Below are 12,573 nucleotides of genomic sequence, written 5' to 3'. Positions count from 1 at the left end.
TTACTCTGCTGTTCATCTGAATATTGACTATTAGACCAAAAAACAGCGTCAGATAGAAGAAAGAAGTGTAGCCGCCTGAAATGAAAGACGGCTTTTATTTGAAATGGCTTACAGCGCCAGTTGCAGAATACGGCGAGACACCTCGGGTGTAATATCTTGATGTTCGCCTAAGGCCAGCATGTTGTGCTGCACTAACTTGCTCACTAACTGCTCTATCGCTTCAGCTTGTATGCCATAATCGGCTAAACGCGTCGGTATCCCCATGCGCTCAAAGAAATACCGCGTATGACTAATGGCTTCATCAATTAAACGCTCTTCATCTTGATGCTGTAACTGCCAGACCCGCGTTGCATACTGCAACAGCTTTTCGCGCTTTTGACTGCGTTGCTGTTGCATTAAAGCCGGTAACACTATGGCTAAGGTTTGTGCATGATCCAGGCCGAACAAAGCAGTAATTTCATGGCCTATCATATGCGTTGCCCAGTCTTGCGGTACACCTTGGCCAATTAAACCATTTAACGCCATCGTTGCGGCCCACATGACATTGGCGCGCACAGCATAGTTTTGTGGATCAGACAGTGCTTTGGGCCCTTCAGCAATTAAAGTTAATAATAACCCTTCTGCAAAACGATCTTGCACCGGAGCATTCACCGGATACGTTAAATATTGCTCCATCACATGTACAAAGGCATCGACCACACCGTTTGCCACTTGTTTCGGCGGTAAACTGTACGTCACGGTAGGATCAAGAATGGCAAACTGTGGGTAAACCCAAGGGCTGGAAAACGCCAATTTTTGTTTGGTTTCATAACGCGTGACAACCGAATTACCATTACTTTCAGAACCGGTGGCCGGTAACGTTAAAACACAACCAATCGGCAGCGCTTGCTGAACGTTAGCGCCTTTTGCCAAAATATCCCAAGCATCACCTTCAAATAAAGCGGCGGCTGCAACAAATTTAGCGCCATCAATTACGCTACCCCCGCCCACCGCTAGAATGATGTCTATTTTCTCACGACGCGCAATATCGGTGGCGCGCATTAACGTTTCAAAATTAGGATTAGGCTCAACACCTGAGAACTCGATAACCTCGGCGGCCTGCAAAGCAGCAGTCACCTGTTGATAGACACTATTGGTTTTGATCGATCCACCACCATACAACAGCAACACTTTTTGCTCTGGTGTAATTAATTCTGCCAGTTGCTTTATCTGATCTTGGCCAAAAAGAATACGAGTACTATTTTGATAAGAAAAATTAAACATGTTGAACTCCGCTAATACCAAGATGATGTGCAGTAAACTTAATGCGAACGTTTCGGCACAGATTCAAGGTTTAGTACAAAAAAGAGCGTTATTTTCGCATGATTAAGCTCTTAAAACTCAGCCTTAATGTCATTAGCGATGCTCGCCTCGCAACTGCCTGACGTGCTGCTCTAACCCAGCAGCACTGACCTGTTCAGCTGCGACACTGGGGCCGACATGCAGCTTTACCCTTGACCAAAAACGACCTTTAATTTTAAATGCGCCTTTGCCATGGTGACTAAAAAACGACCCCCATAATCCTTGCAGCGCCATCGGCACCACAGGTACAGCCGACTCAGCAATAATTCGCTCAATACCCGGGCGAAACCGATCAATTTCACCGTCTTTGGTTAGGTGCCCTTCCGGGAAGATGCAAATAACATTTCCCTCCGCTAACTCGCGCGCAATCGCCGAAAAGGCAGCTTCATACACAGCTTCATCTTTATGCTTACTGCAAATCGGAATGGTTTTTGCTGCTCGAAACAGTAAATTGGCCACAGGGATCTTAAAAATACCCTGATCCATAACAAAGCGAACGGGGCGGCGCACCGCACCCGCAATTAAAAGAGCATCAACATAACTCACATGATTAGCGACTAAGACGACAGGGCCCTCAGTTGGGATATGCTCTAAACCGCTTGCTTTAACGCGATACAGCGTGTGGCTTAATAAGTAAATAACAAAACGCAGCGCAAACTCCGGCACTTGGCTGTAGACATAAGCGGCAACCACGGCGTTCATCAGCGCTAGAATTAAAAAATACTGCGGAATACTCAGCTCAAATACAGTTAAGAACACAATGCCGGCGATAGCACTTACCACCATAAACAGTGCATTAAAGATGTTATTAGCGGCAATCATGCGGGCGCGTTCGGTAGGATTAGCTCGTTGCTGTAATAACGCATACAAAGGCACAATAAATAGCCCACCAAACATGCCGATTAAACTCAAATCGAGTAACACCCACCAGCCAAAACTGCTGCTTAAAAACGCCGGTAAGCTTAATAACTCAGAAGACACTGTTGCCGGCGTACTAAAATATAAACTGATACCAAAACACGTTAAACCGATAGAGCCAATGGGCACGATACCCAGTTCGACACGCTTACCCGACAAGCGCTCACACAACAAAGAACCTATACCCACACCGACAGAAAACGCCACCAGTAATGCAGTAACGACGGTGTTATCGCCTCTTAAAACGGTTTTGGTAAAATTTGGAAATTGCGTTAAATAGCTGGCACCTAAAAACCAAAACCAACTAATGGCCATAATCGCCAAATATAAAGTGCGATTTTGATAGCTAATTCGCACCGTTGCTAAGGTTTGCTGCCACGGCGCAAAATGAAAGTGAGGCGCATTTTCTACCACCCCCACTTTAGGGATTTGCAAACTCACCAGGTAACCCGCCAGCGCAAAGAAAATCACCATTAAGCCAATCCAGGTATTCGCATTGTTAATACCCACCAATAAACCACCGACGACAGTACCGAGTAAAATGGCAATAAACGTGCCCATTTCTACCCAAGCATTCCCCCCTAGTAACTGTTTGTCCGTTAACAGCTGTGGCAATATGGCGTATTTCACCGGCCCAAAAAATGCCGATTGCGCGCCCATTAAAAACAGCACACCCAATAAATACACATATTGCTCAAACATAAAGGCCAGTGCCGCCAAACACATCAACCCCACCTCTAGTAGCTTTAAGCGCTGGATCAGCCGTGTTTTACATAAACTGTCAGCCAAAGTACCGGCTGTCGCAGAAAACAATAAAAAAGGTAAGATAAATAAGCCTGCAGCCAAGTTCATACTGACATCAACACTCCAAGGCATGGCATTGGCAGCGCCGAAAGTGAGAAGCAGCATCAAGGCGTTTTTAAATACATTATCGTTAAACGCGCCCAAGGCTTGAGTAAAGAAAAAGGGGATAAATCGTTTAGATGATAGCTTTTGCTGCGGATCCATCACTGCTCCTTGCTAGAACATCTAGCCTTATAGTTTTTTATTCTGCATCGCTTGCGGTAAATACTTGGTTTTATTATCAAGAATACTTTACCTTAGCGGTGTAAACTCAAATGCACACAGCTGCAACCTTCATAGCCTGCAGCCAACGCGGCTGCATTGACAAGACGTCTGGCCATCTATATATTGCGCAGCCATTTTATGAGGACGCTAAATTGAATACTGTTGCCACTGTTGGCGCGCGCCGTTCGCTGCTGCCATTACTGTTTTTTATTCTGCTGTTTCTCGGAAGCGGCTTGTATTTCCAAAGCCAAAACGTCGATTATGCGTTCTATCAATTGCCTGGGCATGTTGCCATTATTCCCGCGTTAATTTTAGCTATTTGGTTGCATCGCGCGCCGTTAACCCAATCAATTGAGGTGATGGTTAAGGGGGCGGGTAATCATAATATTATTACCATGTGCTTAATCTATCTGCTTGCCGGTGCTTTTGCTAGTGTGGCAACAGCCACTGGCGGGGTTGATGCGGTGGTTAATGCCGGTCTCAGTGTGATCCCTGCCCAATTTTTATTACCCGGTTTATTTATTATTGCAGCACTGGTTTCCACCGCGATGGGCACGTCGATGGGCACAATAGGCGCTTTAGCGCCGATTGCCGTCGGCTTAGCCAATCAAGCGGATTTAGAACCGGCTTTGGTAGCCGGTGTGTTACTGAGCGGCGCCATGTTTGGCGATAACCTGTCAATTATCTCAGACACCACCATTGCCGCAACTCGCACGCAAGGTGCCAAGATGGCGGACAAATTTAAAGAGAACATTAAAATTGCCCTACCAGCCGCGTTTTTCACCCTCATCGCTTTTAGTATAATGACCACCGAACCCACAGCCATTGTCAGCGAAACGGTTAATTGGACTGGCGTGCTGCCCTATGCCGCCATCTTATTTTTAGCCGTGATGGGGCTGAATGTGTTTGTGGTGCTACTGCTGGGTATTTTACTGGCTGCTTTGCAAGGGAGTATTTTTGCAGATTACGCTATTAGCGGTTTAGGTACCGATATTGCTACCGGCTTTGCCAACGTGCAGGAGATTTTCTTACTGGCGATGTTAGTTAGTGCGCTGAGTGAGTTCATCAAACAACAAGGTGGCTTACAGTGGATTTCATCACAAATACAGAAGCTAACCTCAAGTATTAAACTGGCCGGCAACAAAGCCCAGCAATTGGCGATTGCCGCTTTAGCCTTTATCAGTAACTTGTGTATTGCTAACAACACGGTGGCGATCGTATTAACGGGTGATGTGAGCCGCAATTTAGCAAAGCAGCACCAGATCACCCCGAAACGCAGCGCGAGCTTATTGGATATCTTTGCTTGTATCAGTCAGGGCTTGGTACCCTATGGTGCGCAGGCGTTGCTGTTAGGTGCGAGCTTTGGCATTTCACCGTGGCAGGTCATTACTTATAATTACTACTGTATGTTACTTTTCATCGTGGCACTGGGTGTAATCGTGTTGCGCCGCCCCTCTCAAAGCAGCTAATGCTTTTTCGGGCTAAACTGATGCTTGCCAAAAATGGCATCTCTTAGCCCGAAGAAACTTTTCATCGTTAAATGCCCGAGCAAAATGTGCAATGGCATTTTTAAAAAGTGGCCGCGGACAAAGGCAAAAAATACCGCAAGCTTTTGTTTCTTAGAGGTCGTTAACGGATGTTTGGGTAATAATGTGTAACCGAAAATAAAATCGAGCAAGCGCATGCGCCAAGCCGCAGGTTGGCCATTTTCCAGTTGCTGACAGACCCAGCAAGGAACCGCTGTTTGCAACAACTGCTGACAATAACGCACTGCGAGCATAAGCTCGAACTGGAAACCCGTTTCAGCGCTAAGTTTGAGGATTTCGGTCCAATCTTCTTCACTAAAATCACTAAACAACAGATGCAAATCGGTCAGGTCACGAAAAGCGTTTTTAAAGGTTTCATTAAAAAACAGGTGAATCAAACTATGCAAAGTTATCGCAGGCAAATCCAACACCGCATAGCCTTGATCAGTCGTGATAACATGCCGTTCGAAAGCAGCGATGTTTGGGGCGCGCCCCGACACTAAAGGAACTAGGTTGTGATGGATATCTAATACGGTGCCACGTGCATGATGCCGCACAGGTGGGATCTCATGCGTCCAATTTCGATAATAATGCTCATCATAAGCGGAAATAGGCTCTCCCAAATAACCAAATAATGCTAAACGTTGTTCAATCGCCATAATATTTTGCTTAGGTACGAGCAGATCAATATCGCTAAACGTCCTGCCAAGACCAGGTTTTAGATTAGGCTGCAGCGCATAAGCAGCACCTTTTAAGAATACGGGGGTGACATTTAATGGTGCCAACAAAGCCGTGAGCTCTGCTGCCTCAGTATCAATTTGGCGGTACTGTTTATCTGCAAGGATCTCGGCATTGCGTAAATGGTGCTGCGCGTATTGGGATAAATTTGTAAACATCCCAGCGCTTTTGAAGCGATAGCTATAACGTGCAAGTAATTGCTGATGGCGCAGCACCAAAACAACGTTTACCCATTGTTCAGTGCTTAGCTGCAATGCCGGTTCGGGGTTGATAAACAACTGGCACAATAACTGATTAAGCGACAATTTATAACAACTCCTGCTCTAAAAATTTTGCTACCTCTGATACATCGTTATAACGAACTTCAAATACAGGAACTTGCTCCATAATAGCCGACAAGGTATCAAAACCCTCTGTACCAATAACACCATAATTAAACGCATTGGTTGCAAGCTGCATAAAGCCTTGTGTTTGATTAAGCTTATAAATATCTAATTCTGTGTCATCGGTATAACAGGGAAAAACAACGCCAACAATTTCCGCAGGAATCGTTGCAGCCTGCCAGCTTTCAACTGGTGGAGATAAATGAATCACATCGCCCTTATGTGTTCCCTTTGCAACGCTAGAAAACACTGCATTAGGAAACCAGCTTTGCGCTAATGTTATAGAACGATTTTTCAGACAGATTGGCCGAACAAAGGGTTGAACAGTTCGCGTGCGAGGTAATATCAGCGCCATCTCATCGGATAACAACCGCCAACCATTAAAAGCTAAATACGCAGTTAACGTACTTTTACCAGAGCCAGGTGGGGCTGGGAACAAAATCGCTTTATTGTTTTTTGCTAACACCGCTGAGTGTATAACAACATATTGCATTTCATTACAGGCAACAGTCCAGTTCATTCCCCATTCCAGCATGGCGAAAGCCTGTTGTGATTGCAAAGGTTGAAAGGGTTCTAGCTGATCAGAAAAAAAACGAGCCTGAGGTTTTAAAAAACGCCTAATACCAGATGAATGGCGCACTCTTAATTGATAATCTGGTAATTGTTCAGTATTAAACACCGCATGCTGATAAATATGTTTTAGATTGTCGAGAACAAGTGGCAGGTCAGTTTCAATATTAAAGCAAAACGGAGGTAACAGTAATCGCTTAGTAGTTTTCATTCATCAGGCTTATTACAGCTAATTGGAAATTCAATAACTTTTTTTAGCTCTTTAACAGCTAAGACATCGGATAAAAGTGCGTGCTCATTAGCCAGAATTCGGACCATATCTGCAGCGTCAAAAGCTAAACCTAATGTTTCACCGGTGTTGTTATTAAAAAAAACGGTACCAGAACCATCGGAAAAACTGTGAAAAATAAAATTTTTCTTAACTTTTAACAACAACTTAGCTACTCATCATTAAACGTGATAGTCATCAACCATTTTTGATAGCGCCATCCCAGTGCCAGATGGATTCATTAAAGCCTGCTGATATAAATAACTTGCAAAGCTTTGTAACGTCTTGAATTGTTTGTCAAATCCAACGACTGGAAAGGATATTCCGTGAGCCGTACTTCTCGAGTTGTAGCAGTAACAAGCATTTAAATAAATACAAACTAAAAAATAATTCACGTTAGATGGACCACCCAAACCTTTCTTAGGGCTTTCACCTGGGTTGTTTAATACGTCTTGTAATGTCCAAATAGTTGTTTTCTTTGTTGCAGGAGAAACAGGATTACCACCAAATATGTCTCTAAATTTAGCACTATTATAATTTTTAGCAGAATTCTTAAAATAGCCCGGTGAACGTAACGCAAAATTAACGGTGTCTCCCATATCAGAGCCATTGCTAGAAACAACAATTGAACCTGTCACACCTGGAGTTCTTGCCCAAACCGACTTACCAGGTATAGATGCAATAACCAAACCGGCACCGGTACGGGTGAGAAACTTACGACGACTGACTTTAGCATCGTGTTGGTCTTTCGGGTGATTTCCTTGCATATAAACCTTCCTACAACAAGTTGAATTCTGTGAGCTTACAATTAAACATGCAATTTACACACCAAAAATACAGTTCCCTGATTTTTATGGGATTATTATAAATACCATATGAGTGCTATTAGGTTAGTGTAAAAAAAGCTGACGTTATTTAATTACAATAGCTTACCTATAATTTAGCCGGTTTCCGGCAACTTGGCAAATTGCCTGCTGCTTTTCGCTGTGTATAAAAACCATTCGCCTCAGGCATCATGTCTTGTAAGGTTGTAATCCTGGTTTCGGGTACAGGGTGGCTCGACAAAAATTGTGGGCCAGCAGGGCCACTGGCCTTCGCCATATTGCGCCATAAGTTAACCGCTTCACTTGGGTCAAAACCCGCTTTGGCCATTAATTCAAGGCCAATGATATCAGATTCTGTTTCATGCGCTCGGCTAAACGGTAAGGCAACGCCTAATTGCGCACCAACACCTAAGGCCGCCATTAATTCTTGCTGATATTGCACGCCATAGGCTTTAGAGCCGGCATCGCCTAGGGCTAGGGCCATTTGTAAAAATTGATTGGTAGAAAGCCGCTCATTGCTGTGGCCCGCCATCACGTGCGCAATCTCATGCCCGACTACGGCAGCTAATTGTGCGGGCGTTTCTGCCACTTTTAACAAACCGGTATAAACACCAATCTTACCACCGGGTAACGCAAAGGCATTTACTTGTTCGCTATCAAATACCACAATTTCCCAGCTCTGTTGCTGATACTCATCAGGAGTCACTTTCAGTAAGGCATTGCTGACACATAACACGTAGCGATTAATTTCAGCATCGTTACTGATTTTTTCTGCCGCTTTCATTTCTTCGAAGGTTTGTGCGCCCATGGTGCTTAATTGTTGGCTATCATACAGCATCACTTGACGACGTCCGGTCGGTGACTCAGCACAGGCCACCAATAACACGGTACAAATGGCTGACACCCATAATTTCTTTATCATCTTAAATCCTTTTGCAAACACATCGAACACATTTGACCAGTTTACTCTGCTGGCATAAAAAAACCACCCGATTGTGGGTGGTTTATTTTTTTACTAAAGAAATTAATTAGTTAAATCATCAAAAAACTTCTTCACACCATCGAAGAAGCCTTTTGACTTCGGCCGATGTTTGGCTTCACTGTCGCCAGCCATGCTATCGTCTAGTTGTCTTAGTAGCTCTTTTTGCCGCTCAGATAAATTCACTGGCGTTTCGATTACCACTTTACACACTAAATCACCGACACCCCCACCACGCACTGATTGCACGCCCTTGCCACGTAGGCGGAACATTTTCTCAGTTTGTGTTTCGGATGGGATCTTCAATTTAACCCGGCCATCTAAGGTCGGCACATCAATTTCACCACCTAAAGCTGCGGTTGCAAAGCTTAACGGCACATCGCAATACAGGTTGTTGCCATCACGCTGGAAAATAGCATGTTGCTTAACGCTAACCTGCACATACAAATCACCCGCCGGAGCGCCATGCATGCCTGCTTCGCCTTCGCCGGTTAAACGAATACGGTCACCGGTATCTACACCCGCAGGGATTTTAACTGCCAGCGTTTTGGTTTTTTCAATGCGGCCTTCACCATGACACTTATTGCACGGATCAGGAATAATCTTGCCACGACCACTACAAGTAGGACAGGTTTGTTGTACCGCGAAAAAGCCTTGGCGCATCGTCACTTGGCCAGCACCATGACAGGTTGGGCAGCTCTTGGCTGAAGTACCTTTTTTGGCACCTGAACCATCACAGCTATCACAACCGACCATCGTCGGCACTTTAATGTCGACTGATTTACCTTTAACGGCTTCTTCTAATGTCAGTTCTAAGTTATAACGAAGATCTGAGCCGCGCTGAGCCCGTGATTGGCCGCGACGGCCACCGCCTCCAAAGATATCGCCGAACACGTCGCCAAAAATATCACCAAAGTCAGCATTACCGCCACCACCCGCACCACGATTCGGATCTACCCCGGCATGGCCGAAGCGATCATAGGCGGCTTTTTTCTGGTCGTCAGACAAAATCTCATAGGCTTCTTGCACTTCTTTAAACTTCTCTTCCATGGCTTTATCACCCTGTGTGCGATCGGGGTGGAATTTCATGGCGAGGCGTTTATAAGCCTTTTTGATCTCTTTATCATCGGCGCCTTTAGCGACACCTAATACTTCATAATAGTCACGCTTGGACATAGATCTGTGCTTAATTCTCAGTAAAAGGGCTACAGATTATGCTGCAGCCCGATATGGGTGATAATTACTTCTTGTCGTCTTTAACTTCTTCAAACTCAGCGTCAACAACATCATCGCCACCAGACTGCTGAGCGGTTTCTTCACCACCCTGCTGACCTTTAGCTTGTGCTGCTTCCATCAGTTTTTGCGAAGCTTGTAACAAGGCCTGGGTTTTCGCTTCGATGTCAGCTTTATCGCTGCCTTTCATCGCTTTTTCCAGATCGGTAATCGCGTTCTCGATAGCTTCTTTATCATTGGCAGCTAACGCAGAACCGGCTTCTTCCAGCTGTTTGCGGGTAGAGTGTACCATAGCATCGGCTTGGTTACGTGCCTGCACCATTTCTTCGAACTTTTTATCTTCTTCAGCATTCGCTTCAGCATCACGCACCATTTTATCGATTTCTTCCTCACTTAAACCTGAAGAAGCTTTGATGGTGATCTTTTGCTCTTTACCAGTGTCTTTGTCTTTCGCCGACACGTGTAAAATACCGTCCGCATCTAAATCGAAAGTTACTTCAATTTGTGGCTCGCCACGACGGCCTGGGCGAATACCTTCTAAGTTAAATTGGCCCAGAGATTTGTTATCTGAAGCGCGCTTACGCTCACCTTGAATCACATGAATCGTTACGGCAGATTGGTTATCATCAGCCGTTGAGAACACTTGCGACTTTTTGGTCGGGATAGTGGTGTTCTTCTCAATCAGTGCTGTCATCACGCTACCCATGGTCTCGATACCCAGTGATAACGGGGTGACATCCAGTAATAAGACGTCTTTAACATCACCTGACAATACTGCACCTTGAATAGCGGCACCTACTGCAACGGCTTCATCAGGGTTGACATCTTTACGAGGCTCTTTACCGAAGAAAGCGGTAACGGCTTCTTGTACTTTCGGCATACGCGTTTGACCACCAACCAGAATAATCTCGTTGATTTCGCTGACGCTTAAATCGGCATCAGCAAGCGCCTTTTTCAATGGTTCTAGGGTGCGTTGTACTAAATCTTCAACCAAAGATTCTAATTTAGCGCGAGTCACTTTGATGTTCAGGTGTTTTGGACCTGAGGCATCTGCGGTGATGTACGGTAAGTTAACTTCAGTTTGTGAAGCAGATGACAGCTCAATCTTAGCTTTTTCTGCTGCTTCTTTTAAACGTTGCATTGCTAAAGGATCATTACGTAAATCCATGCCTTGCTCTTTCTTAAACTCTTCAACTAAGTAGTTGATTACGCGGTTATCAAAGTCTTCACCACCTAAGTGAGTATCACCGTTAGTCGCTAATACTTCAAACGTTTGCTCGCCATCAACATCATCAATTTCAATAATAGAGATATCGAAAGTACCGCCACCTAAGTCATAAACTGCAACTTTGGTGTCGCCTTTCTTTTTATCCATACCGTAGGCTAATGCCGCAGCTGTCGGTTCGTTGATAATACGTTTAACGTCTAAACCTGCGATACGGCCAGCATCTTTCGTGGCTTGACGCTGCGCGTCGTTGAAATAGGCTGGAACCGTAATAACGGCGGCAGTAACCGCTTCACCAAGATAATCTTCAGCGGTTTTCTTCATTTTTTTCAAGATTTCAGCTGAAATTTGTGGCGCAGCTAATTTTCGGTCTTTTACTTCAACCCAAGCGTCACCATTGTCTGCTTTAACAATTTTGAACGGCATGATTTTGATGTCGCGTTGCACTTCTTCGTCTTCAAAACGACGACCGATTAAACGCTTGATTGCATATAGAGTATTTTTAGGGTTGGTCACCGCTTGACGTTTTGCTGGTTGCCCCACTAAAACTTCACCATCTTCTGCATAAGCAATGATGGATGGCGTAGTACGAGCGCCTTCAGCATTCTCTAATACTCTTGGCTTATCGCCATCTAAAATAGCCACACAAGAGTTGGTTGTACCCAAGTCAATACCAATAATTCTACCCATAATTTCTCTCCACCTAATATTCTGAACAATGTATCGTTGCGATGGTAAATTAGTGGGGATTAGCCCTGTTCTATTCAAGGTTATCAAAGTGATTTTTTTTGATTTTGTCTCAGTTAAATGACTTTAACGCGGCTTTTGTTGAAAAGCGGTTAACTTAAGCCACCGCTCAGGGCTATAATCGACCAACACGTTTTTTTTAAATAGGATCCGCTATGCCATTACTTGATAGCTTTACCGTAGACCATACCATTATGCGAGCACCTGCTGTTCGGGTCGCGAAGAAGATGAACACGCCTAAAGGGGATGCAATCACCGTATATGATTTACGTTTTTGTGTACCAAACGAAGAAATCTTATCTGAGAAAGGTATTCACACTTTAGAACACTTATTTGCCGGTTTTATGCGGGATCACTTAAACAGTGCAGACGTTGAAATTATTGATATCTCACCAATGGGCTGCCGCACCGGTTTTTACATGAGCTTAATTGGTACGCCTGATGAGCAACGTGTTGGTCAAGCTTGGCAAGCCGCGATGACGGATGTGTTACATGTTGCCAGCCAAAAAGATATTCCAGAATTAAATATCTATCAATGTGGCACTGCGCAGATGCATTCATTAGACGAAGCCAAACAGATTGCGCAAAACATTTTAACGCGCGGTGTGGGTGTTAACCGTAATGATGAATTAGCACTCCCCGCTGAAGTACTCAGCAAATTATAATTGTATCGCTCACAAAAAGGTCAGCTTGCTGTCATACAGAACAGTTAACGTGTTTAGCATGACTGCTGGCTGCCCTATTGTAGAGTTT

Annotated in this window: 11 protein-coding genes; 2 read left to right on the top strand and 9 right to left on the bottom strand. The window is 44.6% G+C overall.

What is annotated here, in order from left to right; all coding sequences use genetic code 11:
- Positions 1-108: 108 nt before the first annotated feature.
- Positions 109-1,263: an iron-containing alcohol dehydrogenase gene (locus tag JAO78_RS09950; protein ID WP_226751195.1), complete on the bottom strand. Its 1,155-nt coding sequence runs from the start codon at positions 1,261-1,263 to the stop codon at positions 109-111.
- Between the two features lie 132 nt (positions 1,264-1,395).
- Positions 1,396-3,267, bottom strand: a complete 1,872-nt coding sequence (locus JAO78_RS09945; protein ID WP_226751194.1) for an MFS transporter — start codon at positions 3,265-3,267, stop codon at positions 1,396-1,398.
- 212 nt (positions 3,268-3,479) lie between these two features.
- On the opposite strand from JAO78_RS09945, the gene JAO78_RS09940 reads away from it, so the two are divergent.
- Positions 3,480-4,796 (top strand): Na+/H+ antiporter NhaC family protein, encoded by a 1,317-nt coding sequence (locus tag JAO78_RS09940; RefSeq protein ID WP_226751193.1) that lies wholly within the window; start codon positions 3,480-3,482, stop codon positions 4,794-4,796.
- On the opposite strand, the gene JAO78_RS09935 is transcribed toward JAO78_RS09940, so the two are convergent.
- The 7 genes from JAO78_RS09935 to dnaK all read right to left on the bottom strand — a co-directional run bounded on the left by JAO78_RS09935 (position 4,793) and on the right by dnaK (position 11,763).
- Positions 4,793-5,896: a nucleotidyltransferase family protein gene (locus JAO78_RS09935; protein ID WP_226751192.1), complete on the bottom strand. Its 1,104-nt coding sequence runs from the start codon at positions 5,894-5,896 to the stop codon at positions 4,793-4,795. The two genes, JAO78_RS09940 and JAO78_RS09935, sit on opposite strands and share 4 nt — an antisense overlap.
- A 1-nt stretch (position 5,897) precedes the next feature.
- Positions 5,898-6,755, bottom strand: a complete 858-nt coding sequence (locus JAO78_RS09930; RefSeq protein WP_226751191.1) for an HprK-related kinase A — start codon at positions 6,753-6,755, stop codon at positions 5,898-5,900.
- Complete coding sequence (locus JAO78_RS09925) at positions 6,752-6,979, bottom strand: hypothetical protein (RefSeq protein ID WP_226751190.1); 228 nt, start codon at positions 6,977-6,979, stop codon at positions 6,752-6,754. The genes JAO78_RS09930 and JAO78_RS09925 overlap by 4 nt, the downstream gene beginning before the upstream one ends.
- Positions 6,980-6,994: 15 nt before the next feature.
- Positions 6,995-7,579, bottom strand: coding sequence for a hypothetical protein (locus JAO78_RS09920; protein ID WP_226751189.1), 585 nt, complete (start codon positions 7,577-7,579; stop codon positions 6,995-6,997).
- A 166-nt stretch (positions 7,580-7,745) separates the two neighbouring features.
- Complete coding sequence (locus tag JAO78_RS09915) at positions 7,746-8,558, bottom strand: M48 family metallopeptidase (protein ID WP_226751188.1); 813 nt, start codon at positions 8,556-8,558, stop codon at positions 7,746-7,748.
- A 102-nt stretch (positions 8,559-8,660) separates the two neighbouring features.
- Entirely contained in the window at positions 8,661-9,791 is a 1,131-nt protein-coding gene (dnaJ, locus tag JAO78_RS09910; protein ID WP_226751187.1) for a molecular chaperone DnaJ, read from the bottom strand.
- A gap of 64 nt (positions 9,792-9,855) precedes the next feature.
- Positions 9,856-11,763, bottom strand: coding sequence for a molecular chaperone DnaK (gene dnaK, locus JAO78_RS09905; protein ID WP_226751186.1), 1,908 nt, complete (start codon positions 11,761-11,763; stop codon positions 9,856-9,858).
- A gap of 212 nt (positions 11,764-11,975) precedes the next feature.
- Between dnaK and luxS the strand changes: the two genes are divergently transcribed.
- Positions 11,976-12,485 (top strand): S-ribosylhomocysteine lyase, encoded by a 510-nt coding sequence (gene luxS / locus JAO78_RS09900; protein ID WP_226751185.1) that lies wholly within the window; start codon positions 11,976-11,978, stop codon positions 12,483-12,485.
- Positions 12,486-12,573: the final 88 nt, after the last annotated feature.

Origin of the sequence: Alishewanella maricola (assembly GCF_016343785.1) — a bacterium.
Classification (GTDB): domain Bacteria; phylum Pseudomonadota; class Gammaproteobacteria; order Enterobacterales; family Alteromonadaceae; genus Alishewanella; species Alishewanella maricola.
The sequence above is the reverse complement of the archived record's forward strand: the minus strand, read 5'-3'. Positions and strand labels throughout refer to the sequence as shown.

Coding starts and splice junctions, on each gene's coding strand:
- JAO78_RS09950 (WP_226751195.1), bottom strand. CDS start 1,263: ATGTTTAATTTTTCTTATCAAAATAGTACTCGTATTCTTTTTGGCCAA.
- JAO78_RS09945 (WP_226751194.1), bottom strand. CDS start 3,267: ATGGATCCGCAGCAAAAGCTATCATCTAAACGATTTATCCCCTTTTTC.
- JAO78_RS09930 (WP_226751191.1), bottom strand. CDS start 6,755: ATGAAAACTACTAAGCGATTACTGTTACCTCCGTTTTGCTTTAATATT.
- JAO78_RS09920 (WP_226751189.1), bottom strand. CDS start 7,579: ATGCAAGGAAATCACCCGAAAGACCAACACGATGCTAAAGTCAGTCGT.
- JAO78_RS09915 (WP_226751188.1), bottom strand. CDS start 8,558: ATGATAAAGAAATTATGGGTGTCAGCCATTTGTACCGTGTTATTGGTG.
- dnaJ (WP_226751187.1), bottom strand. CDS start 9,791: ATGTCCAAGCGTGACTATTATGAAGTATTAGGTGTCGCTAAAGGCGCC.
- dnaK (WP_226751186.1), bottom strand. CDS start 11,763: ATGGGTAGAATTATTGGTATTGACTTGGGTACAACCAACTCTTGTGTG.
- luxS (WP_226751185.1), top strand. CDS start 11,976: ATGCCATTACTTGATAGCTTTACCGTAGACCATACCATTATGCGAGCA.